General features: G+C 45.0%; 15 protein-coding genes. 3 read left to right on the forward strand and 12 right to left on the reverse strand.

The genetic code is table 11. The annotated features are described in order from the left end of the window. The 5 genes from R7D93_RS02925 to R7D93_RS02945 form a co-directional block, all read right to left on the reverse strand. Positions 1-189 carry an AbrB/MazE/SpoVT family DNA-binding domain-containing protein gene (locus R7D93_RS02925; RefSeq protein WP_042522194.1) on the reverse strand — a complete coding sequence of 63 codons (189 nt, stop codon included), beginning with the start codon at positions 187-189 and terminating at the stop codon, positions 1-3. A 147-nt stretch (positions 190-336) separates the two neighbouring features. Next, entirely contained in the window at positions 337-1,647 is a 1,311-nt protein-coding gene (gene potE / locus R7D93_RS02930; protein ID WP_042522196.1) for a putrescine-ornithine antiporter, read from the reverse strand. A 61-nt stretch (positions 1,648-1,708) separates the two neighbouring features. Next, on the reverse strand, positions 1,709-3,889 hold the full coding sequence (speF, locus tag R7D93_RS02935; RefSeq protein ID WP_042522198.1) for an ornithine decarboxylase SpeF: 2,181 nt from the start codon (positions 3,887-3,889) through the stop codon (positions 1,709-1,711). 410 nt (positions 3,890-4,299) lie between these two features. Next, complete coding sequence (locus R7D93_RS02940; RefSeq protein WP_025768646.1) at positions 4,300-4,746, reverse strand: helix-turn-helix transcriptional regulator; 447 nt, start codon at positions 4,744-4,746, stop codon at positions 4,300-4,302. 537 nt (positions 4,747-5,283) lie between these two features. Continuing rightward, a complete protein-coding gene (locus tag R7D93_RS02945; protein ID WP_025768647.1) occupies positions 5,284-6,480 on the reverse strand; it encodes a tetratricopeptide repeat protein in 1,197 nt (398 codons plus the stop codon). Positions 6,481-7,026: 546 nt separating this feature from the next. On the opposite strand from R7D93_RS02945, the gene pulA reads away from it, so the two are divergent. Further along, positions 7,027-11,016, forward strand: coding sequence for a pullulanase-type alpha-1,6-glucosidase (gene pulA, locus R7D93_RS02950; protein WP_225495715.1), 3,990 nt, complete (start codon positions 7,027-7,029; stop codon positions 11,014-11,016). 99 nt (positions 11,017-11,115) lie between these two features. On the opposite strand, the gene R7D93_RS02955 is transcribed toward pulA, so the two are convergent. The 5 genes from R7D93_RS02955 to R7D93_RS02975 form a co-directional block, all read right to left on the reverse strand. Beyond that, positions 11,116-12,732 carry an endonuclease gene (locus R7D93_RS02955; RefSeq protein ID WP_213867916.1) on the reverse strand — a complete coding sequence of 539 codons (1,617 nt, stop codon included), beginning with the start codon at positions 12,730-12,732 and terminating at the stop codon, positions 11,116-11,118. 331 nt (positions 12,733-13,063) lie between these two features. Continuing rightward, positions 13,064-14,677 (reverse strand): alpha-amylase family glycosyl hydrolase, encoded by a 1,614-nt coding sequence (locus tag R7D93_RS02960; protein ID WP_213867917.1) that lies wholly within the window; start codon positions 14,675-14,677, stop codon positions 13,064-13,066. Between the two features lie 120 nt (positions 14,678-14,797). Continuing rightward, positions 14,798-15,304 (reverse strand): hypothetical protein, encoded by a 507-nt coding sequence (locus R7D93_RS02965; protein ID WP_005374788.1) that lies wholly within the window; start codon positions 15,302-15,304, stop codon positions 14,798-14,800. A 317-nt stretch (positions 15,305-15,621) separates the two neighbouring features. Then, positions 15,622-16,431, reverse strand: a complete 810-nt coding sequence (locus R7D93_RS02970) for a MalM family protein (RefSeq protein ID WP_005374786.1) — start codon at positions 16,429-16,431, stop codon at positions 15,622-15,624. Between the two features lie 100 nt (positions 16,432-16,531). Then, entirely contained in the window at positions 16,532-17,803 is a 1,272-nt protein-coding gene (locus R7D93_RS02975) for a maltoporin (RefSeq protein ID WP_005374784.1), read from the reverse strand. Between the two features lie 446 nt (positions 17,804-18,249). Between R7D93_RS02975 and glgX the strand changes: the two genes are divergently transcribed. Further along, positions 18,250-20,241: a glycogen debranching protein GlgX gene (gene glgX, locus R7D93_RS02980; protein WP_225495718.1), complete on the forward strand. Its 1,992-nt coding sequence runs from the start codon at positions 18,250-18,252 to the stop codon at positions 20,239-20,241. A 78-nt stretch (positions 20,242-20,319) separates the two neighbouring features. On the opposite strand, the gene R7D93_RS02985 is transcribed toward glgX, so the two are convergent. Then, on the reverse strand, positions 20,320-21,690 hold the full coding sequence (locus tag R7D93_RS02985) for an L-serine ammonia-lyase (protein WP_213867919.1): 1,371 nt from the start codon (positions 21,688-21,690) through the stop codon (positions 20,320-20,322). An 11-nt stretch (positions 21,691-21,701) separates the two neighbouring features. After that, positions 21,702-23,243 (reverse strand): sodium:solute symporter, encoded by a 1,542-nt coding sequence (locus tag R7D93_RS02990; RefSeq protein WP_213867920.1) that lies wholly within the window; start codon positions 23,241-23,243, stop codon positions 21,702-21,704. 338 nt (positions 23,244-23,581) lie between these two features. On the opposite strand from R7D93_RS02990, the gene R7D93_RS02995 reads away from it, so the two are divergent. Continuing rightward, the gene (locus R7D93_RS02995) at positions 23,582-24,877 is read left to right on the forward strand and encodes an MFS transporter (protein WP_039840592.1); all 1,296 of its coding nucleotides are present in this window, start codon (positions 23,582-23,584) and stop codon (positions 24,875-24,877) included. The last annotated feature ends 47 nt before the right edge of the window (positions 24,878-24,924 follow it).

Below are 24,924 nucleotides of genomic sequence, written 5' to 3' on the forward strand. Positions count from 1 at the left end.
TCAATTCTCCTCGATATCTTCAGAGTAAGTTGGAGCGTTGGTTTTCAACACCATCTTCTTAATTTCCATTTTGTCTTTATTCAGTGCGATTTCTAGGGTATCTCCTTCCCTTATCCTGAGCTGAGCCAGGATTACGCTTGGAATGACTACGGCGGTGTCGTCACCGATTTTAACAGGTTGACTTATCATCTTTCGTCCTCCAAATGTCGAAAATGAGTTTTCACGTCATTGGATGTCTAGCCTCAAATACGTTGAGCTGACTTGGGTTTGGCGTAAATGCCTAAAAACAAAGAGCCTTCCACACCGCGTTTGGGAAGGCTCTTTCTGTATTATTTTTTAATTTGCTAAAGGCTCATGCTTCGCAGCAATCAGACCGTAAGCACTCCAGCCTAGGAAGGTTACGATAGACCCCCACATCATCGCTTCGTAGCCGGAGCCGTAAAGCGCATAGAAGCTGTACAGAGAGCCAATCAGAGCGATAACGTTGGTGGTTTTCATCTCGCGCTCTGGCACGTGCGCCACTTGCTGCATAATAAAGATTGCGCCCATACATAAGATGTAAGGAATCACGTTTGTTACTACCGCTAGGTTAACCAGTGCTTCGAACTGCTCGTTCAGCGTTGGAGAAATCGTCATTAGAGACAATACTGATTGGATGATAGTAATCGCGATCATACCTTTGATCGGTGTGCCGCGTTTGTCCACTTGAGAGAACAATTTAGGGAAGAAGCCCGCATCAGAAGACGATTTGAACACTGACGCGATAGTGAATTGCCAACCCAATAGAGAGCCCGCACAAGCCAATACCGCCATACCCGCAACCACTTTACCTGCTGCTGAGCCAAGCATCACAGACCATACGGTTGAGAATGGTGCGGTAGAAGCGGCAAGCTCAGAGTTTGCAACGATACCAGAACAGATGTTTGTCGATACAATGTAAACCACAGCCGCAATTAGCGTACCGCCTAGCACTGCGATTGGTACGTTCTTCTCTGGATTTTCTACTGCTTCAGAGTTCGCACAAGCTGATTCAAGACCAAGGAATGCCCATAGAGTCATCGCAATAGAAGCACTCACCGCTTCACCAAATGGCAAGCTGTGTGGGTTCCAAGCTTCAATGTACATGGTTGGGTTAAACCAGAACCAACCAACAATACCCAATGAACACACTGGTAGGATTACGCCCCACACGGTGAATGTACCAATTTGACCTGTGATTTTCGCACCACCGAAGTTAGCGAAAGTACAAATCCAAAGAATGGCGATGGTGTACAAACAGGTTTCGACCGGAGATAGGGTCACTTCAAAGAATGCGGAGCCGTAACCCACACAAGTAATCGCGATCGCAATATTCGCAATAAGGAGCGACAAACCGTAAGTCCAGCCCGCCATAAATGCACCCGATTTACCGAATGCATAAGACGCGTAACCGTTCATACCACCGTCACGTTTACTAAAGCGACCACATTTTGCGAACACGTAAGCCAACGCCAAAGAGCCCGCCGCCGTGATCAGCCAAGACAACACAGAAATGGTGCCCACTTGCGCCAGTTTACTTGGCAGCATGATGATACCGGAGCCAGCCATGTTGATGAATGTCAGAATGGTTAACTGCACCACCGACATTTTTTTAGTTTCAGTACTCATAAATTATTCTCCACGAATAAGCGGTTCGCACCGACGCCGGAGCGTGGTGCGAACGGGTAGATTAATCTTTTAGGACATAACAATGTGCGGTAGTGCGACCGTTAACATCTTCAAGGTACACACCTTGAATTTCTGGCGCGAAGCCTGGGAAGCGGTTAATGCCTTCTTCTAGAGATAGGAAGTAATCCACCACCTGTTGAGTCCAGACTTCACCAGTGATCACACAGATAATGCCTGGAGGGTAAGGAAGTGCACCTTCAGCGGCTATGCGGCCCACGGCCTCTTTAAGTGGTAGGTAATTGCATTCACCACGGAAGTATTTGCGTGTTGCTACGTCAGGTTTGTGAACCATTTGTGGGAAGTACTCGCTGCGGAACATCGCTTTTTGTAACTGTTTCACGTTCAGCTCTTTGTACATGTCATGCATTTCCTGACATAGCTGACGGATGGTGTAGCCACGGTAGCGTTCTTTATTCGCTTCGTAGACGCTTGGAAGTACGATACTTAAAGGGGCATCATCACGGATGAATTTTTCGAATCGGTTAATTTGAGCCACAAGGTGACGGATCTTACCCATATCTTCCGCAGGAGTGAGTAGGAACAAGATAGAGTTCAAGTCGCACTTTTCAGGGATGATGCCATTTTCACGAAGGAAGTTCGCTAAAAGCGTTGCAGGAATACCGAAATCTGCGTAGCTGCCATCTTCAGCAATACCTGCTGTGGTTAGTAGCAATTTACATGGGTCAACGAAGTATTGACCTTCACCGTACCCCTCGAATTTGTGCCAGCTTGCGTTTGGCTCAAACATGAAGAATTTCTTGTTCGTTGCGATCACGTCAGTGTCGTAGCTGCCCCAAGGTTGGCCTTCGACTTCATCTGGAATGAACGGACGAATCAATTCACAACTCTTAAGGATTTCTTTACGCGCTTCGATACCTGTCTTAACCGCATCGCGCCATAAACGCAGACCTGCTTCGCCGTCGTGGATCTTCGCGTTCACATCAAGCGCAGAGAACAGTGCGTAGAATGGTGAAGTCGATGCGTGCATCATAAACGCGTTGTTAAAGCGTTTGTGGTTACAGTAACGAGCTTGACCTTTGATATGGCGGTCTTTTTTGTGGATTTGAGATGTTTGAGAGAAGCCAGCTTGTTGTTTGTGAACAGACTGAGTCACGATCACACCTGCGTCTTCTGGTTTCAAATCCAGCAGCAGTGGTGAACAGTCTTTCATCATAGGGATGAACTGCTCATAACCAACCCATGCAGAGTCAAACAGGATGTAGTCACAAAGGTGACCTATCTTATCCATTACGTAGCGAGCGTTGTAGATAGTACCGTCATAAGTACCAAGTTGGATAATAGCAAGACGGAAAGGACGTTCATCGCGTGCACGTTCTGGGTCCACTTTCGCGATTTGAGCACGAATGTATTCTTCATCGAAACAGTGTTCATCCATACCACCGATAAAGCCCCAAGGGTTACGCGCCGTTTCTAAGTAAACTGGCATACCACCCGCTTGGATTAACGCACCGTGGTGGTTCGATTTGTGGTTGTTACGGTCGAACAGTACCAAATCACCTTCAGTTACCAGCGCGTTACAGACTACTTTGTTTGAAGCAGAAGTGCCGTTAAGTACGAAGTAAGTTTTGTCCGCGTTAAATACTTTTGCAGCGTGCGCCTGCGCTTGATGTGCAGAACCTTCGTGGATCAGTAAGTCACCTAAATCCACGTCCGCATTACACAAGTCACTACGGAACAGGTTTTCGCCGAAGAAATCGTAGAATTGTTTACCCGCTGGGTGTTTTTTGAAGAACTGACCACCTTGGTGTCCCGGACAGTCAAACGCTGAGTTACCCATCTCAACATAGTGCGTTAATTGCTTGAAGAAAGGAGGAAGCAGACGACATTCGTACTTGGTTACTGCTTCGTTGATTTGACGACAGTAGTACTCAATAGATTGTCTTTCTAAATCGATAACGCCAGTTAGCCAAACGTAATCTTCAGCCGAAACTGGGTTTGCATCCGTTACTAAGAAAACTGGAATACCGTAACCCGTTTCAGAAATCATTTTATGCAGACCTGCTTTAATGTCTGCTGAAGTAATAATAGCCGCACCAACGTCGGTTAATTCAACTTGCTCTAAAGGTTGTAAATGACGATTAAATTGTTCATCTAAAGATTCAGCTAATAAACTGAAGTCTTCTGGCATGTAATTACTAACACCTATAATTAAACGTTTCATTTGGAATATCTCTTTTTTGTTCTTTAAAATTGACAGGTACAGATATTACAAACGAAAAAGATATTTAAAATTCAAAAAACAAATTTCGTGATTAAATTTTCATATTTAAAAGTCTTATTTTCTCGAATTAAAATTTCGCGATCTTCATCACTTTCCAATTGATAGCCCAATGATATTGAAACCAGGCTTAAAAGGAAAAATAATTAAAAATTGTGTGACCACAGCCATTGTTGTTAGAAATAAAATATCAAGAAAATAATTTTTTGAGATTTCCATCACTATATAATTATTAGGACTATATTATTAGGAATGATAAATATTTTAATTTTAACTAAATTTAAACACATAATAAAAAAGCCATCAACACATGTATTGATGGCTTTTTACTTTAGGTGCAAAGGAAACACAATTCAATTAAATAAATGACTATCTAGTTTGACTCCATCATTCGACCATTGCTGATAACGTTTTACAGACATGCCTGACGAGTACATAGTGTGTTTACAATCCATGCACTCGACAAAATACAAGCCACTCATGCCAGCCATAACGTGCAGTCTACGGCTATCGCAACGCTTACAGGACAAGCGTTTTACTTTGGTATTGACGTCAATACGACGAGCAAAGTTTAACGTTTCGTGAGAACATAAAGCCTCAACAGCACTATCTTTAAATGGATGTTCACTCAACAAGTAATTAATGGCGTAATCATACACCGGGGGGATTGAAGATTTTCCACTTTCAATATTACTTATTTTAGCGACGGAAACACCTAATAAAGAAGCGAACTCAGCCTTACTGTACTCTAAGATAAACCTTGAAGAGATAAATTTATCTGCACTAATGATTCTCAACATACACAAATCTCTAATATAAATAAAAACAGAGATAAAAAATTATCTCTATTTATTATGAAACATGTAATGAAAAAGTTACTTCCTAGTGTAATTCTGCATATTAACTATGCTATTTTATTTTTACGTTATCTTGCGCCTAATTAATCATAAAATCAATAATCGACACCTAAATATAAAAGAACAATTTAAGATTTATAATACATTTTTTAATTTACATTATTAGATAAAGTAATGAGTACTATTCACCTATAAATCGGGGCATCAAGTATTGCTCTTCAATCATTATTACTATCAATTGAAAAGGCTTGATCTAAGCCCAATAGCGGAAGTAAATAAAGAGGGAAAAACCTCTTTTTTAAGGTAAACAGATCCCATCTTAGTTAAGTACTAAAAATATGTTGAAAAATCGCATAAATAGTATGCACATCAGTAAAATGACTGCTTAAGTAAGTTTACATTCTGTTGTCGTGACTGATAGAGATACTGGCAAAAGAGCAAAAGAAAAGCCTCACTCTTGAGGCTTCTGGATAAGATAGGTTATGGTTGAAGGAAGTTTTGAGTGAAATCGAGCGCCTCTTTAGAGAGCTTTTTTTCGTTGGGCGATGTGCTTGCCTGGTCTTCTGCTGTTACCGTTGTCATGTTAGGCTGAAAATCTAGTGTTGATGCCTCCTCCCAAGCTTCGGAGGCGTCTTTATTCTCATCATTCAACACCGCATTGAGCTCCTCTTCCGCAGGAAAATACGCTTCGCGTTTGTACACTTTGTTAAGGGCTCGAATAATAGAGTGCTTTCTCACCATTCCTGATGCCAGCTTTCTTTGCAACGGCTTCGCTATGGACTGCAATCCAACGACAACATCAACACCAATATTGGTTGCCACTTCATCACGCAACGTACGTGCAGGTTGGTAGCCCATATTGGCAGCAAGAAACAGCCAAACGTAAGCAATTGCATTACCCGTTTTACCTTTATCCTTCCACGCTTCGCCAGCATGATACATCGCTTTAGCACTGCCACTTTCCGCGGCCCGTTCCAGCCAGTAGCAACCTTTAACCATGCTTTTTTCTGTACCAATGCCATTTAGGTAACATAAGCCGACTTGGATCTTGCCATCCGCACTGTCTTTTTCCGCCGCTTTCATAAACCAGTAAAGCGCATCTGCACTGCGTCCTGCACTATTGTCTGGTGAAAGCTGCCATTCCCCCATATAAATCATGGCATCAATGCAGCCTTCTTCGGCGGCAGTTTCAATCAGTTGGTTACCTTTTGGGATATTTTTTTCAGTTCCTCGACCAAAGACCAAGGCCTTGCCCGTCGAAAATTTCGCTTCGGTATCCCCTTCCATTCCCGCAATTGCGGTACGCCAGAAGTTTGCCTGCTCTTTTAAAATCACATCTTCGCGCATGCGTTCACTTAAGCGAACAATGCCGTACATCCCCGTCACATTGTCTAGTTTAGCGGCTTTATCATACCAATACAGCGCTTGGCGAATGTTGTCCTTTTCGGCTTCTTTCGCTAGAAATAAAATGGTGGGGATATGCCCGGTTTCTGCTTTGAACTCTCGCTCTTTACGCTCTTGCTCTCGCGCTTTATGCATCGCCTTTCGATAAGCGGCTTCGCGAGCTTTCCTCTCTGCCTCGAGTCTCTGTTTCCGCATCGACAACGAGATCATCCACACAAATATCAGGACGAGTGAAAGGCCAGTTGCCGCAATGGCAATGCCCATACTACTCATAAATAGCCTCTTTTGGTTTCAGGGCCCAATTCAACTCCCTTTCAGGGAAATCTTATGATTACGCGCCGACATAACGCCGACTACCTTCATTATATAACGACCACTTAGCGAAAATCTGAAGCTTGCGAAGACTTAATGGCGGTATTTTATTCAACATCACTGCAACTTATTTTTAAAAGAAAAATATAGCCCTCATTTTTATAGAACTTAATCACGGTTTTGGGGCTGAGGCATTCTCATCCCCTATCATCCCCCCTTACTCATCCCATAAAAATTTACATTTTAATGATGTGCAGAATCTCTCACTATGCGCCTGTTTTATTATTTAATTTGTGAACAAAATCGACTGTGACAGAAAATTTGCATCTGTAAAAAACTTAACAGCCTGCTCTCACATTTTGCTGATGATTCAGTGTATTAGCATCTAATTGAACATTTCCTTTTTTGGCATCTGCCTTTCTAGCGTGTGCAAAACCTTCTTGATGATTGAGTCAGCGAAGGCAGCGCGCAGCTCAATATCAATTCAATAACAATGGATTTGTAAACGTGGACAATAAGACATTTAAATTATCAACAATTGCCAAAACCGTACTGCCTTTGATTTCCGTCGCGGTAATCAGCGGTTGTGGTAGTGATAGCACGAACGAAGATACGACGAACCCTGGCTCAGGCTTGTACCCTGCGGGAGAGAACGAAGTCGTCATTTATTACAAACGTGATGTAGCATCAGCTTCAACAGCAAGCGACTACGAAGGTTGGGGCTTGCACCTATGGAACGGTGAGGGCTGTACCAGCACAGATTTAGACGCAATGGGCATTCCGGGAACAGGAACGGATTGGTCTGCGCCACACCCATTCGATGGCATCAACGACACCTACGGTGCTTACTACGTACTGAAAGTGAACCCAGATGCCTCTGACCCACACGAATGCATGAACTTCATTCTGCACAAAGGTGATGAGAAAGCATTCGGCAGTGCAAACTCAAAAGTGGAGCTGACGAAAATCGGCGAATCTAAAGGGTTGTTTGGCTTCCACGGCAGCAGTGAGCTTTACTACGAGCCAATCGAAGAACGCCCTGTTGATATTGATGGTCAAAAAGCGCATTGGCTAGATGCCAACACCATCGCGTGGGAAGCGGCGGCCAATGCGGATTCCATGAAGCTGTTCTACAGCCTTAGCAATGACATCAAAATGGATGAAGATAAGCAAATCTCTGGCGGTACAGCGGTTGAGCTGACAAAGGCTGGTGAGTTGTCTGATGGTCTGAAATCACGCTTCCGTCACCTTGCTAGCCTTCAAGCTGCGGGTATCGATGTCGATGACGCGACCTTGCGTACGATCCTGAAGTCACAAATCGTTATGGTGGCTTACAACGCAAATGGTGACGTCATTTCTGCAACTGAAGTGCAAAAACCGGGCGTTTTGGATGCGGTGTTTGCCGATTCCAAGACAGGTAACGCGATCGGTCAAGAACTCGGTGCGATTGTGGAAGGCGGTGCCGCAACCTTCAAACTATGGGCACCAACTGCCCAAGATGTTGATCTGATAATCTACGATGAAAACTTAGCAGAAGAAGCGACCGTTGCCATGACGGAAGACCCAGCAACAGGTATCTGGGTTTCTGAGGCACAAAGCAACGTTGTCAACAAATACTATCGCTACCAAGTTAAGGTATACCACCCAACAACTGGCGTCGTTGAAACGCGTTTGGTAACAGACCCATATTCAATGAGCTTGTCTAAGAACTCACGATACTCGCAAGTGGTTGATTTAGATGATCCAAGCTTAATGCCTCAAGATTGGAAAAACTACGCACGCCCAACAGTTAAAAAAGACGAAGACCACGTCCTTTACGAGTCACACATTCGTGATTTCAGCTTTAACGACAGCAAAGGCACACCAAGTCTTGATGGCAAATATCTGGCGCTTACAGAACCTGAGCGTGAGTCTGTATCTCACTTACAAGCTTTAAAAGATGCAGGCCTAACAACGCTACATATCCTACCTGCATTTGATATTGCAACAGTGGATGAAGACGCTGACCAGCGAGTCGATATCACCGACACCGTGGGTAAGCTTTGTGGCATCAAGCCAGAAGCCTCCATTTGTGAGACCGAAGATGACGGCAAAGTGATTGAAGAGGTATTAAATAGCTACGACCCAACAACGGGCAAAGCACAAGCGTTGATGAACGATCTTCGCATGCTAGACAGCTTCAACTGGGGTTACGACCCTTACCACTACACCGTGCCAGAAGGCAGTTATGCGACCGATCCTAACGGGTCTAAGCGTATTCTTGAGTTCCGCGAAATGGTTCAAGCGACGCATAAAATGGATCTGAAACTGGTCATGGACGTCGTGTACAACCACACAAATGCATCTGGTGTGAACGAAAAATCAGTACTGGATAAGATTGTCCCTGGGTACTACCACCGCCTAAACGTCAACACTGGCGGCGTCGAAAACTCAACCTGTTGTGATAACACCGCAACCGAGAACTTGATGATGGGTAAACTAATGGTTGACTCATTGATGGTATGGGCGGATGACTATAAAGTCGATGGTTTCCGTTTTGACCTTATGGGCCACCAGCCGAAAGATGTGATGGTTTACGCACTTGAAAAAGTCCGTGAAATTGACCCGAATACCTTGTTCTACGGCGAAGGTTGGGACTTTGGTGAAGTCGCGCAAAACGCTCGCTTCGATCAGGCGACACAAGTCAACATGGCGGGGACAGAAATCGGTACTTTCTCTGATCGTCTGCGTGACGCAGTTCGTGGCGGAAGCCCATTTGATGGCGGTGTAGATTCTGAAGGTAAGCACCCACTTCGCTTTAACCAAGGCTTTGGTAACGCCGCTTATCCTAACGAAGAAACCAAAACTGACGCAGAGTCGGTGAATGGTCGTTTACACAACCAAGATCTGGTTCGTCTAGGTATGGCTGGTAACTTGGCTGATTACATCCTTCTTGATTACAAAGGCGAAACCAAACTGGGTAAGAACGTTGATTACAATGGTGCGCCTGCAGGCTACACAAAAGTGCCATCAGAGAACATCTCTTACGTGTCTAAGCACGACAACCAAACATTGTGGGATAACAACGCCTACAAGATTGCGACAGGCACTTCATCTGCCGAGCGTGCACGTATGCAGTCTGTGTCCCTATCAACGGTGATGCTTGGTCAAGGCATTCCATTCATCCACATGGGTTCTGAGCTATTGCGCTCTAAATCCATGCAGCGCGACTCGTACGATTCTGGTGACTGGTTCAACCGTGTATTCTTCGACGGAAGCGACAATAACTGGAACGTTGGTCTACCACGTGAAGACAAAGACGGTGCAAACTGGGAGCTGATCAAAACCATCGTTGGTGACAGCACGGCGAAACCAGATTCAACCGACATCGAGCTGACTAAGCAACAATTCCTAGAGCTACTAAAAATCCGTAGCACAAGCGAACTGTTCCGCCTAGATACCGCGCAAGAAGTGATGAACCGTGTGGACTTCCGCAACGTAGGGAAAGACCAAGTGGAAGGCTTGATTGTGATGTCTATCGACGATGGTACATCAGCAGGTGCCGATTTAGATTCGAACTACGATGCTGTCGTGGCCGTTGTGAACTCAACATCAACTGAGAAATCTTTCAAGGTTGCTGGCGCAACTGGTTTCGAGTTACATGAAGTTCAACAAAACTCTGCGGATGACATCGTGAAAGGTGCAAGCTTCACCAATGAAACCTTCACAGTACCAGCACTGACAACAGCGGTATTCGTGCAGCCACAAAACGGCGCGCAAGGTGCTGGCCTACCAGTAAACACGGATAACAAAGACGTATCGAGTATTCCTCCTTACGGCGAAACGGTTGTTTACGTGAAAGGCACGATGAACGAGTGGTCTGATAGCAGTGATTGGGCGATGACCTTTATTGGCAACGGTATGTACTCTGTAACTGGCGTTCTTGAAGCAGGTGAGCACGAGTTCAAATTCGCGGACTCTGGTTGGGCAAATCCAAACATCGGTTGTGATGCTGCGAATATAGCTTCTGGTTCACTAGACTTAGGTTCAGAAGGTAACTGTAAGCTGTCTGTTGCTGAAACAGGTAAGTACAACTTCACTCTGAACGCGCTGCATGTTCAAGATGAAAGCGTAGAAAAACCGGTCGTGTCAGTGACCAAGTCAGCAGATGCACCAACATTCGGTGAAACAGCACTTTACCTACGTGGCACTATCACCACATGGGATACTCCAGCGCAAGACTCCACTGCGAAGTTCAGCTATGTTGCAAATGACGTTTACTCGCTAGACATTGACCTAGCGGCGGGCAACTACGAGATGAAAGTTGCGAGCGCAGACTGGGCAGCAGACACCAACTTCGGTGGCGAAGGCAGTGTTGAGCTTGGTAAAGCGCTAACGATGGAAGTCGGTGGCGGTAGTGCAAACCTGAAAATTGCGATTGCAGAAGCAGGAAATTACAACTTCCACTTCAACGCGGCTGACAAGTCGGCGCCAATCGTGACGGTAACGAAAAACTAGTTTCATTTAAAAACATCCGTAATGAAAAAGGGGAAGCATCACGCTTCCCCTTTGTTTTGTTGGCGTCACTAAATGGTGGATACCAAAATCAAAAAGGTGTTAGTTTCCCCAAATCTGTTCAACAAACTCAGGATGATCAATGAATGGATTACGATTACCCTGAAAATCAAACACTTGTTGATTGCGGTTTCGTTCTTTTTCACTAACGGGATCATTTTTGTGCCAACGTTTCAGCATGTTTAACATCCAAGGTTCAAAAACCGTTGAACTTGAACCATCAAGGACAGCATCCGCATTGCTTGAATTGCCTTCCCAGTTACCTACAACATTTTCATAGCGGGTTGCCATGTAGAAATAAGCACGGGCGAAGTCGCCCTTAAACTCATCAATCGGCTCAAACACCGTACCGGAGTAGCCCAGACTAGTGCTTGCTTGTCCAAGTTTAGAGCCATTACTAGACACGTAGGTCGCGGTGCCCACTTCACCAAATGGCCAATTACTGCGCTTCGCGTTTACATAACCATCGGTTGCAAACAAGTGATGACCGTCTGAGTTCATCGGCTCAACCTTACCGCCAAACCAGCTTTTCGGGAAAGAGTGCTCACGGTTGTAGCAATCCCCTTCCGTTTTGTATTGGCCACATTGGTCTGTGACTTTGGTAAAGCTTACTGTATCGCTACCAGATGGCTTTTCAGAATACATATCGAGAATAGAGCCATCATTTTCGTAATAACGATCAATATCGGCATCTTTTACCAAGGTCCAGACCGCAGAATAGCCTCGGCTGGAGTGATTATTGATAATGTTAAACAACGCTGTTTTTAGAGCGTATCCCGTCTTACCAGATGCCACTTGATAGTAACCATCCACCTCTGGTGGGGTCGTCGTTGTGTCACCTAAGTTAAAATCGGTGGTTTCACTTTTCGAGAATTCAGCGCCAGAAGCAAGAGTCTTATCTCCCTCAGTCAGCGTGTACGACCCCGCGCCACTGCCACAACAAATGCCGTCACCATACTCGTCTTGAATCGTGAATTGGTAGTTACCGTCAGCTAAGCACATGCTCTTTTCAATGGTGGTTGCTGACTCATATCCCTGACCAGAAAACAGTACTTCGGCTTGGTTGTTTTTTAACGTCCAGCTAGTTTCTGAGCCATAGTTGTCCGTCGTGAGTGTAAGAACCACCTCATGATCACTACAATTTTCTACAGGAGGTTGTGTACTTGTCTCGGTCGGTTGAAAATTATCGACGTAGACAACTTCTGAGCCATCAAAACTGGCTTCATCGTAAAAACGCAAACCGACGTTGATGGTCTTGTTCGAGCTCGCTGTGTAATTGTGCACGAGCTCTTGCCACTGGTTTATCTGTTGTGGGTTCGAGTAATTGTGATAACCATCAACCACCAGACGTGCTTTTACATTTCCTTCGGTATGATAAACCGAGACAGAAAACGGATAGGTTTTCCCTTGCTCCACATTAATGGTTTGCAAAAAGTCGGTGTTGCTTTGGGTACCTGTATTCACGACGACCTGGGCAGCCAGACCACCCGATTTGATTTGCTCGCTGCTTGGCGACACTGTAATGCCCGCGTCAATCTCTGACCACTGCGTAGGTACATTGCCATTCCACTGTTCAAAGTCACCGTTGATAATTTGGCTATATGCAAACGGAGAGCTAGCAGCAACAAGGAGACAGAGGGAGTTCGTTATGGATTTCATTATACTTTTCCATTAGTTATATAAATCCCAAACACGATAAACATATTAGCGGGGCATAAGTAATCCTTCAGTCACATTTTTACGTTGCACAAGTGTTAATTTACTTTTTAATGTGCAGCTTATCTCACAAATATCCATCTGCTGAAAACAAACGCCAATACAAAAAGCGAAGCAACTTGTTGGCTACATCGTCGTAAAACCATTAAGGGAAAAGTAAAACAGACAGAAAAAAGCCAAGTGTGCGCCTATGGGGGTCAGCAACAACACTTGGCTTGTTTATAAGAAAGCTTGTGGTCAGCTCAACTGGTGAGCATCAATTCAGGATAATTCCTTAAGGTTTTACCGCAAAGAATCGTCCTTGTAGTGGCGACATCAGAATCTGATATTGACCATTACTCGGAGTAATTTTTTCATTCGTGAGCAAATCCACCAACTCACCAGTACCAACACTCTCCTGAGTAAGAGTGACGCTTCTAGCGCTCTCTAAGGTATTTAGCGCAAACAAGACTTTGTCCGAACCAGATTGTTTCAAGTCCACATAACTGCCGTTACTCGCAACTAAATTCGTGCGTGACCCCTGATAAAGTGCAGGATGCGCATCGCGCATTGTCATCAACGATGTCACATAAGCTTTGAGATCGGCTTGGTTTGCATCAAGCGTCGCCGTCACGCCTTCAATTTTCGCACTGCTGCGCGCAACGTGATCATCGCACAAACCTTGAATGGCACAGGTGCTGTTGTCTTCTTTTGCGGCAAAACCATCCACTTGATCCCCGATTTCATCACCGTAGTACAACGTGATTGGCCCGGTGTACGCCGCTTGGAAAGCAAACGCGGCTTTATGGCGTAACCAATATTCTGCATCATTCACATCCGCCAAGTTTCCACGCTGTAACAAGTCACCAAAGCGCACTAAATCATGGTTGCCGATCATCAAATTCGGCTGCGCATGTGTTGGATATTGGTTGTGTGTGCTGTAACCGTTGTCTAGCCAATCCACACCGCGACCACCCACGCCACTCTCATTCACGGCCAAAGTTTCAACGATGCGATAGCGCATAGGAAAATCAAATGCAGAGCACAGTGCTGGATCGCTGTTCGATCCATACGCCTCATTCGCGATCTCAGACTCCCCTTTCCAAATCTCTGCCACCATATAGCCCAACGGATTCACTTGTTCGCCTTTGCTATTGGTGTACGTCACACTTTGTGAGGCTTCATCGACGGCTTTACGAAGTTGTGTCCAAGCGTCTGTCGGAACTTGATAGGCTTGATCTAAACGCCAGCCGTCAATCTTCAGTTCTTTGATCCAATACGTTGCCACTTCTTTGTAGAAATCGAGACTGGCCGGGTAATCAACGGGATTGCTCGATCCCGATGGCAACAAACCGGAGGGAGATGGTTTGATCAAACCATCTTTGTGATGACCAAATACACCATCAAAAAACACGTATAAGCCGCGTTTGTGTGCTTCCTCGACCAAGGTTCTCGCCGTTTCTAAATCACCAAAACGTGGATCAATGGTGAAGTAATCCGTTGCAAAGTAGCCCGTGGCATCCAGACGATCGGCCCAGTGTTCTTGGCCCGCTATCGCTTCCGATTCAAAAACTGGCGTCAACCAAATCGCGTTCATCCCTAAATCTTGGATGTAATCGAGTGAATCAATCACTCCTTGCAAATCGCCGTTATGATGGCTGGTGCCATAACCTGTACCGTGACCAATGCTCGCATCACCATCCACAAAACTCTCTACCATGATTTGATAAGTACGAAGTTGGTTACTTTGCGCCATGACATTGGCTTGGCAAGCATAACTGGTATCCGGTAGCGGAGTGCTGCTATTAGTGTCGCCACCACCAGAAGAATTACACGCAGATAAAGCACCAATCACACTTAACGCAAGCAACGATCGAGACAGGCGATGGTTACGTAGGATATTACGCATTTTATTCTCCCTAACTTACTCAAATAAACTACGGAAATTTGAGTAATAAAATTAACCCCGACATGTTTTTCATGCAGGGGTTAATAAATAAAAATAGATTTTAAATAACTGAATGGAATATTATTGGCACTTATTTACCATGACATGAACGGGTTTACCTTTTCCTTCAAACTGAAGACTCCATACATATTTACCATCTTCTTTAATATCAACCGAAGTATCCGTACCGTAACCACCAAATGTTAATGGCGTTAATTCACCAACGTTCATTCTATTACCTTTTGCGGTAAATTGTGGGAACCACAACTCGGTCGCGTACTGCATTTTGTAGGAGCCTACTTTTTCTTGAACCACGGCTTGGTAGAAATTATTCCCTTTGTAGGTGTATTGACGCTGAGGCACGTGTTTCCAATCGGAATCCGCAAAAGTACCCACCACAAATAGTGGTTTAGAAATAGGTCCTTTCGCTGTGCTATCTGGGTTGTCACACGCTTTCATGAAAGCAACCACTTCGTCTTGAGACATATTAACAACAGGCTCTGCGGCCGCTTCTGGTTCTGCCGTTGATTGACAACCTACTAAGGCAACAAGTAGGGCAGCAGCAAGAGAGGTCTTCATCATGTTCATTTCACGTAATTCCTTTTTAGTATATCCAAAGCAAAATAAACTCAACGGTTAAAAGAAATATTAATCGTTATTAAAATGGAAATATCAAACGCCAAATAAATATCGTCAGATTGCGAATTTAAATCACTTCGAGAAGTTTGTTTATTTCCTAAGTACAAAAAATAAATTAGGAACTGCCATTAATTATTGATCCAACCTATATAAAAAACAAAGTAATAAAAATAATTATGTGAATAAGGTAACTCTATGTAGGGGTATTTTTATTAGTTTATTTTCTATGAAAAAGGTCAGCATTTCGCTGACCTTTTTTTATCTGATTATTTTCTATTTACGGCTTTCACAAACACTTGTTGCGCACCTTCGATACCCAGTTCTTTTGCTTCATCAAGCAAAGTGAGCGCTTTCGGAATATCATTCGCTGCGACTGCCGCTTCAATTGAGCTGTAGTAGTAGCTAGTAAGGTCCGTACCTTGGGGAATGTTGTCGTTTTTCGCAACAATCTTAGTATTCACAATATCATTCGCGGATACCGAAAAGCGGAACTGACCAAGTGGGCTATGTTTCGCTAGAGGGTCTGCAATATCTGGCGGCTGAGTGTGGCGCGCCATGGCGAAGGCTTTTGCAGGGTGTAAAACTTGTGTACTTCCTTTTAGATCGGCGGAAGTCGTGTAAACCAACACATGCAGATCGTTACCTGTCATGTCTGGAATCACATTGAGATCAAGTACGAATTTATCGTTGTCCAACAGTTTTGCTGGTTCATACTTAAACTTTGAAAAATCTGCTTGGTAAATGGTTTCTCCTGCCGAGTTCATCACTGCGACATTAGGAGCATAAAATTGAAGTTCTTTACTTACGAATGTCTCTAATTTGATATCGAGACTGCCACGGTTACCTGGAAGAGCAAACGCTGCAATAGCGCCAGCACTGTTACCATCCAACAACATTTGGCTTTTATCAGTCAAAGCGAACTCAGTAACCACAGGCACGTTAAGCGGTACCCATTGAATATCACCCGATTGCGTGATCACTTGTTGCTGACCTTTTGGACTCATCTCTACTTGTTCTACAGACGCACAACCAGTAGCCAACATGCCCAGCAGTACGGGAGCAAGCCATTTTTTCATTACTGTCTACCTCGACTCTTTATTGTTTTTTAAATAAATACAGCCAGATAAGTTCTGGCTGTATCATTCTAGGACAATTTAGGACTTAGTGGTTAGATGATTACCACCAAGCTTCAGCTTGTACACCGAATTGGAACGTATCGTCTGAACGACCGTTGTCAAATGTGTTTGAGTTGTCTTCTTTGTCAGCCGTTAGGTAAGAAGCGTAAACACGGATTTCAGGACGAGCCCAGAAGCTAGAGCCAGCAGACCATGCTTGAGCAACAGTTAGCTTACCGTATTTGTTTTCTTCGCCGTCGTTATCGTCGATAGCATAACCAGCTTCGAAAATAGTTTTGTGGTTGTCATCCCATTTGTACATTGGACGAACAACAACAGACATTGTTTCCCACTTGTCTTGGCCAGCCCACATGTCTTCACCAACACCGTACACTAACTGGTGACCCATTTCCCAGCTGTCGCCCATGCCGATTACACCCCAGTTGATTAGGCGGTAACCAGATGCACCGTTGTCAGCTTCTGCGCCGTACCAGCTACCGTCGCCGTAGAATGCCATTGTTTTAGAGTAACCTTCAGTACCGTACTGAAGCACTGTTTTGTTGAAACCAGCGTCTAGACCTTGAGTCAATTCTGCTGTGAACATTACGCCGTTTTTCGCATCTTTAGTGCCGTTTGGCGCAGCGTCAGTTTCGTTAAGAATTGCGTAGTTCAAGCCCATTTCTAGAGAGCCGTTGTCCCATAGAGGAAGACCTGCGTAACGTACGTCTAGAGTGTTTACGTTTGTTGCGCCACCATCGTTGCCTGGGTCTGCGATATCGCCGCGGTCGTTACGAACCCAAGCGAAAGAAACTTTACCAGGACCAGCTTCGATACCTTCAACACCAGCGCCCGCGCCAGAGATGTTCCAGTAGTAGAAGTCAGAGATATGAATGTCGTGACGTTGGTAGTAGCGTTTACCTGCCCAAAGCGTTGCTTCAGGAGCAAAGTTTAGTAGGCCTTTAGCTTGAACGTTGAACTGACGTAGTGCGAATTGTGCATCGTCTACACATTTCACTTCGCCGTTATCCAAACCACAGTTAGCAGAAGTGCTTTCCCAGTCGTTTGAACCGTTAGAAGTCATTGCAACCATAGAGTCTACGTAGAACGTTTTGCCGTTGTTGTTGTAAACTTCTTTACCTAGTTGAATCTCGCCGTAGATATCGCTTTCATTACCTAGACGACCGATCTTGTTCTTTTCGAATGTTAATTGTTGACCACCGTCAGCGTTCACGCCAACGCCAGCACGCATGTAACCGTGGAAATCCACTGCGAATGCAGAACCAGCAGCTAAAGTTGCAGCTACAGCAGCAGCAATTGCACTTACTTTTTTCATTCTTAACTCCATTAAGGGTATTTATAATTCTGTCTTCCCTGCTCACTCTTTTAGGTGAATATAGGCAGTAAAAACACACCTAAAGAAAGAGAGGTAAGATGGGAACGAATCCCCGTTTGTTTCAACAGTTGTGAGATTACCCGAGGCGTACAAGGATGACTTCCTCCGCCCTAAACTAATTTAAGGGGGATGAGAAGGGAGTAGAAAATTTACCGAATGGTGTTTTTTCGAGTCAGATCACCAATCTAGGGAGGAATTAGTAAGTTTGTTCGGTTTTGAGCCGCTACAAAGTGATAGCCATTTCATATTTTTGACTCTAAGCCGTCACATAAAGTAATTAAATTACACGAATATTTTTATATTTAGGGTGGTTGACCTTAGTAAGACAAAGTTTTTAACTTATAGTTTCCTAAAGGTAGCAATAAATATTAAATAAAGTATCTCAGATGACACGACTTCTCTCTCGCCCCTACCCCCTGGGCGCAACATTGAATAAAGAAGGCTGTAACTTCTCTATTCATGCTCCGGGCGTAAAAGACATTCAACTGGCATTGTTTGCAGACGATGGCAGCTACGAGCTTCGCGGTTTACCGAATGAATACGCTGGCATACGTCATACTTTTATTCCAGATATTAAGCCGGGGCAAAAATACGGTTACCTTGTCTCCCACAAGGACGAGCCACTGTTAATTTCTGATCCGTACGCAAAATCAATAGATAAAACCCTCCACTATCATCCTCCCTACTCTCCAGCCAAAAGTTTCGATATGCCGAAGTGCGTCGTTATCGAAGATGATTTTGACTGGCAAAACACGGATCACCCGCGTATACCTAGAGAAGAGATGGTGTTGTTTGAGACGCACGTCAAAGGGCTTACCCAACGCCACCCAGAGGTTGAGGACAAGCTGAAGGGGCGCTATTTAGGTCTTGCATCACCTGAAATGCTGGCCTTTTACAAACAGCAAAACATCAACACGCTGCAATTGCTACCTGTCGCAGCATGCATGCATGAGCCTCACCTACTAGAGATGGAAAAGGTCAATTATTGGGGATACAACCCTTATCTCTTTATGGTGCCCGATCCGCGCTACGCAGAACAAGACGCCGTTACGGAATTAAAAACAACAATTCGCGAATTGCATAAAAACGGTATCGAAGTGATTCTCGACGTGGTTTACAACCACACTGCTGAAGGTGGTGAAGGGCCTACAATCTTCAACCTGAAGGCCCTCGATTCCTGTTTTTACATCAAACATGGCAACCACTTCGCCAATTACACTGGCTGCGGAAATACAGTCGATCTCACCTACCAACCAGCGTTAAACCTTGTGATGGATACATTGCGCTACTGGGTTAGCGAATTTAAAGTCGATGGCTTCCGTTTTGACTTGGCTGCAACGTTAGGTCGACAGGGCGATGATTACAACCCAGAAGCAGCTTTCTTTAAAGCCGTTGCGCAAGACCCAATTTTGCGTGAAACCAAATTGATTGCCGAGCCTTGGGATATTGGTCCAAATGGCTACCAAGTGGGTAACTTTCCATTTGGTTGGAACGAATGTAATGACAAACTGCGTGATATTTCCCGCAGTTTTTGGCGCGGTGATCAAGGCTATTTAAAAGAGTTTGCCACTCGATTAATGGGCTCTCGTGACATTTATAGTGCAGCGAACTGGCCATACAAACTCACCGTAAATTACATCACGTATCACGATGGCTTCACACTGCAAGATTTAGTGTCTTACAAGCACAAACATAACGAAGCCAATGGCGAAGAAAATCGCGACGGTCACGGTGACAATCGTTCAGAAAACTACGGTGTTGAGGGCGAGACAGAAAATCTGATGATCATCGCCACGCGTGAGAAGCAAAAACGCAACCTTATTGCTAGCTTGCTGTTTGCCTTCGGTATCCCACACATTCTCACTGCTGACGTGTTGTCTCACACCCAAGGCGGTAACAATAATGCCTATTGCCAAGACAACGAAACCAGTTGGCTGAACTGGGAAGAGACAGAACGTAAGCAACATTTCAAAGCATGGATGTCACAAATGGTCGCCAACCGAAATCAATACATGGTGCCATTTATCCGAGCTTTCAGTGGCGAAAACCGCAATAACAACCGTATTTTCTGGCGCCGTACAGACGGTCGCTTAATGGAGCACGATGATTGGAACCGTTTAAGCTCTGTCGCACTTCACCTTGGTATCGGTAAAGAAGGGCAAGAGCTGGTTTACCTCATCAACCAAACTAACGCCACAGCGCGCTTTAAGCTCCCCAATGAGCGAAAGCAAGAATGGGTGACGATCTGTGATACAAACGTACGTAACCTCAACCCAGGACATGCTGAAGGCGAAGTCTTGCTGTCACCCACCTCGATGGTGATTTTGCACTATCAACCAATCCAAAGCACACCAAAAGGTGAGCAAACGCGTAGCTAAGTTATAAACGCTCCAAAAAAGGAAAGCCGATGCTTCTCAGTGCATCGGCTTTTTTATTGGTTAGACTTGCTTAACTCATTATTCGCAAGGCGGCGCTAGGTGAATCAAAGCTAACCCACCCAGTGACGTCTCGCGGTATTTCTTGTTCATGTCTTTGCCCGTCTGATACATGGTTTCAATCACCTTATCCAATGAGATCAGACATTTACTATTACGCTTTAATGCCATGCGAGAAGCATTGATCGCTTTCATTGCGCCCATTGCATTACGCTCAATACACGGTACCTGCACTAAGCCACCGATTGGGTCACAAGTCATGCCTAGTGAGTGCTCCATGGCAATCTCGGCCGCAATACAAATTTGCTCATTGCTGCCACCACGTAGCGCGGTCAAGCCAGCTGCCGCCATAGAAGAAGAAACACCGACTTCGCCCTGACACCCCACTTCAGCACCCGAGATAGACGCATTGGTTTTGTACAAAATGCCAATCGCACCGGATACAGCAAGGAAATCTTTAAGCTGTTTGGTATCGAGCTCTTTGATGAAGCGATGGTAGTACATCAATACCGCCGGAATCACACCCGCCGCACCATTGGTTGGCGACGTTACGACTTGTCCACCAGCCGCGTTTTCTTCACTCACAGCAAAAGCAAACAGGTTAATCCAATCCATGATTTCCATTGGATCGTTTTCGATTGCTGCATTTGCTTCAAGCTTCTTCAACAAGTTTGGCGCACGGCGAGTCACGTTCAAGCCACCATCCAAGATACCTTCTGTTTCGAAACCGCGCTCCATGCAACGCGTCATCACACGCCAGATCTGTTCTGCGCGTTGATTGATCGCTTCCATATCCTGAAACGCTTGTTCGTTTTTCAGAATCATACCGCCGAGGCTCATGCCGTTCTTCTCTGCCTGTGCCAACATTTCGTCTGCACTGGAGAATGGGAACTCAACTTCTACGGCCGCAGTCGCAATGCCATTTTGCAATTCATCCGCCGTTGCGATGAAACCACCACCGATAGAGTAGTAAGTTTCAGACCCAACCTGATTGCCGTGCGCATCTAGCGCAGTAATCGTCATGCCATTCTCATGCAGAGGAAGGTTCTCTTCATGGAACAACATGTCCGTTTTGTAGTTGAATTCGATTTCATGACGGCCATCGACAGACATCATGCCCTCTTCAATCGCCTTGCGCATCGCTTTGTTCGCAGAAGCGATTTTGATGGTATCTGGTTTGTTACCTAACAGACCCAAAATCGTTGCACGGTCAGTATGGTGACCAATCCCCGTTAACGAGAGTGAGCCGTATAAATCGACTTGAATACGAACCACTTTTGCCAAGTTCGATTCAATCAAACGAGTGAAGTGGTAACCCGCGATCATTGGACCATTGGTGTGAGAGCTAGAAGGGCCCACACCAATCTTGTAAATATCAAAGATGGACAGCATAAACTTACCTATTACGACAATGCAGCATAAAGCCAATCTGGGAGAACCATACAAGCGGCGATGGTCGCCACAGCGAACACCAACAGCCCGTAATGGCTTGCGGTTGGCTTTGCAAAAAGATGTTTTTGATTATTGATAAAGACTTGTTGCTCGGCAGTCACAGCGCCCCAACGACGACTCACTAACACACCAAACAAAAGGAAGATGAACGTACCAATTGGCGCGAACCACGGCCAAGCCACGTCGAGATACATCGCAGTAAACACCGCAATCACACTCATGATGCTACCAACGATCACGCCTTTTTCGTTGGCTTTCGCCCAGAATAAACCAAGCACGAATGAACCCAAACGGATACCAACAAAGATAGAAGTCAGACTAGCGATGGTTTTGAGTACCGATTCATTCGATACCGCGAGAAGAGCTGGCACTACCACCATGGCCGCCGCAAGCAAACTCATCTTTCTTGCGACTTTTTCGTAGTGCCCATCATCGGCACTCTTGCGAACGAAACGCTTGTAGATATCGAACGTCGCGACGGTCGCCATTGAGTTGTAGGTCGAATCCAACGTCGACATTGCGGCCGCTGCCAATGCGGAAATGATCAAACCAACCACAATTGGGTTAGTGTGGTTGAAGACGAAATCCAAAATCACTTCGTTGCTGTTTTCAAACGATTGATCTTGATAGAAAACACTCAGAAGGACACCTAGTACCGCAAAGAATAAGTACACAAAAAACGCACCGTAACCACACAACAGCATCGACTTCTGCGCCGTCTTTTCACACTTCGTCGCTAGCGTGCGTTGGATGATCAGTTGGTTGGTGCCATACACACTCAGATGCAAAAAGCTCACTGCAACCACGCCTGCCCAGAGTGTGGTATCCACGCCTAAATCAAAGTCTAAGTTGATGATATTCAGGTGATCACGAGAAAGGTAATCTGCCGCATTAATCTCTGTCACTAACATAGCAAAGATGGCAATGCTGCCTGCTACCAATACTGCAGATTGCAACATATCGGTCCAGATCACCGTAGAAATCCCGCCCGCATAGGTATAGCAAGCGGTGAAAATACTAATGTAGATGATGGCTTCAGAAATACTGATGGGCAGAACTTGCACTAAGATCAGCGCCACGGCATACAGAATCACACCCGCAGAAATGCATTGCACCACAATAAACACTATCGAGTTGATGGTTCTTGCATACACCCCAAAGCGGTGCTCAAGGTATTCATAAATCGAAGTCAGACCCAGCTTATAAAAGACAGGTACAAAGAAGATAACAGTGAAAAAGATAACGATGGGATAGTTAAGGTGAATACTCATCGCTTCCATGCCAGAGCTATAAACCCAACCAGGCATCCCTACAAACGTCATCGCACTAATGTAAGTCGCAAGTATCGAAACACCCGCCGTAAACCAGCCAAATTGCTTTCCACCCGTGGAAAAGTCGCCACCATTGCTGTAGCGCTTATTCACTAAATAGCTGATTAGTATGGTAATTGATACATATAAAGCAATCACCACAAAACTTGAGTACGTAACCATTTTGAGGTTTTCCTAATTCTGGGTAGCTAATTATTATGCCCAGATATTACTTTAAAAAGGCACTTTCAAACGATAAACCCACTGTAAGTGTGATTATTATCACTAATATAGGCGAAAATGTATTCAATATCGCCAAAAACACCAATTAGTGAGATCCTTATCACTAAAAACCAAATAATGGGTACGCATTCATTTTAAAATTGATTTTGATCACGGATCTAATAACCTTAAAAAAACTATGATTCACACCGACACGAAATCGAAGATGATCCAAATAAGATCGTGTTCATTAAGTTTGAATAGCAACAAATCCTAAGTGAAATAGAGGTTTATCGGTCATGAATGCCAAAAGACACATGAGCGAAGTTCCTATGATTCAAAGGGTAGCTGCCTATCTAGCGATACTGGTTGGTTACTTTTTCTATTGTTATAACTTTGTAATTATTGACTACGTACGCCCATACATCGTTGAAGCGTATGATGGTATTAGCCTGTCAGACACTGCCCAGTTCTATACATGGCAGTCGGTTGGTGCACTTATCGGTGCATTGAGCTGTGCTTGGTTCGCAACAAAATTTGGTAAGAAATCCACTCTTATTACCATCACAGCCCTAAACGGTGGCGCAACGATCATCAATATGATGTTCACCGACTACACAACATGGGCAGCAATGCGTTTCATCATCGGTTTGTCACTGGGTGGTTACTTCACCGTAGCAGTGAGCCTGATGATCGGCCTATTTACGCCAACGGTACGTGGTAAGTTGACGGCATTCGCGTCTTCTATGTTCTCTGTAGCACTGATGGTAATGGGTGCGTATGCAGCATTTATTGCAAGCATTGATGCACCATGGGAAAGCCTAATGCTTGTAGGTGGTATCCCACCATTGGCAGCCGCTGTGGTCATGATCTTTGTACTACCTAGCGACAGCAAAGTGATCGCTTACGGTGAAGAAGAGCAAGCAAAAGTAGAAGAATCAAATGCACCAGCGAAAAAAGGCTCTTGGGGCGAAATGCTAAGCAAGCCTTACCGTAAGATCACACTAACGTGTCTATTACTGGCTGGCCTTAACTTCTACGGTTTCCAATTCTTTGGTGGCTTCGTAACCACATACCTACGTGATGTACGTATGTTCGACGGTGCAACCATCGGTCTCATCTTCTCTATCTCAGCATTTGGTTCACTGTTTGGTGCGTGGTTCTGGGGTTGGGTAGCTGACAAATTCGGTCGTAAGGTGAACGCGTTTGGCTTCATCCTAGCGGGCATCATGGTTTCAATCTTCTTTGTTGCACCTGGCGACATGGTGATTGGCGGCCTAAACATGCTGGCTCTACTTGGCCTGATTTACAACTTCGGCCTGTCTTCTTCAGCGGTATGGGGTGGTTACTTCTCAGAACTGTTCCCAGCACACCTACGTAGTTACGGCGCAGCGCTATTCCACGGCGGTCGTATCCTCGGTATGTGGGCACCAATGGTACTTATCTTCATCCAAGAACGTACCGATCTACAAACCGCGATGTGGGGTTCACCAATCGTATGGATCCTTGCTGGTCTTCTATGGCTGTCACTGCCAGAGACACTAAAAGGTGGCGTGTTCGATAAGAGCAAAAAAGCCGAAGCAGCAAAAGCGTAACTGAATTTCAAAAACTCCGGCTGGCTCCCAGCCGGATGAAAAAACTT

It is taken from the genome of Vibrio sp. YT-15 (assembly GCF_033337445.1).
In the GTDB taxonomy this organism is placed as follows: Bacteria; Pseudomonadota; Gammaproteobacteria; order Enterobacterales; family Vibrionaceae; genus Vibrio; species Vibrio alginolyticus.

Bases quoted from the DNA above. Each gene is read 5' to 3' on its own strand.
- R7D93_RS02925 (WP_042522194.1), bottom strand. From the start codon at position 189: ATGATAAGTCAACCTGTTAAAATCGGTGACGACACCGCCGTAGTCATT.
- potE (WP_042522196.1), bottom strand. From the start codon at position 1,647: ATGAGTACTGAAACTAAAAAAATGTCGGTGGTGCAGTTAACCATTCTG.
- speF (WP_042522198.1), bottom strand. From the start codon at position 3,889: ATGAAACGTTTAATTATAGGTGTTAGTAATTACATGCCAGAAGACTTC.
- R7D93_RS02940 (WP_025768646.1), bottom strand. From the start codon at position 4,746: ATGTTGAGAATCATTAGTGCAGATAAATTTATCTCTTCAAGGTTTATC.
- R7D93_RS02945 (WP_025768647.1), bottom strand. From the start codon at position 6,480: ATGAGTAGTATGGGCATTGCCATTGCGGCAACTGGCCTTTCACTCGTC.
- R7D93_RS02955 (WP_213867916.1), bottom strand. From the start codon at position 12,732: ATGAAATCCATAACGAACTCCCTCTGTCTCCTTGTTGCTGCTAGCTCT.
- R7D93_RS02960 (WP_213867917.1), bottom strand. From the start codon at position 14,677: ATGCGTAATATCCTACGTAACCATCGCCTGTCTCGATCGTTGCTTGCG.
- R7D93_RS02965 (WP_005374788.1), bottom strand. From the start codon at position 15,304: ATGAACATGATGAAGACCTCTCTTGCTGCTGCCCTACTTGTTGCCTTA.
- R7D93_RS02970 (WP_005374786.1), bottom strand. From the start codon at position 16,431: ATGAAAAAATGGCTTGCTCCCGTACTGCTGGGCATGTTGGCTACTGGT.
- R7D93_RS02975 (WP_005374784.1), bottom strand. From the start codon at position 17,803: ATGAAAAAAGTAAGTGCAATTGCTGCTGCTGTAGCTGCAACTTTAGCT.
- glgX (WP_225495718.1), top strand. From the start codon at position 18,250: ATGACACGACTTCTCTCTCGCCCCTACCCCCTGGGCGCAACATTGAAT.
- R7D93_RS02985 (WP_213867919.1), bottom strand. From the start codon at position 21,690: ATGCTGTCCATCTTTGATATTTACAAGATTGGTGTGGGCCCTTCTAGC.
- R7D93_RS02990 (WP_213867920.1), bottom strand. From the start codon at position 23,243: ATGGTTACGTACTCAAGTTTTGTGGTGATTGCTTTATATGTATCAATT.
- R7D93_RS02995 (WP_039840592.1), top strand. From the start codon at position 23,582: ATGAATGCCAAAAGACACATGAGCGAAGTTCCTATGATTCAAAGGGTA.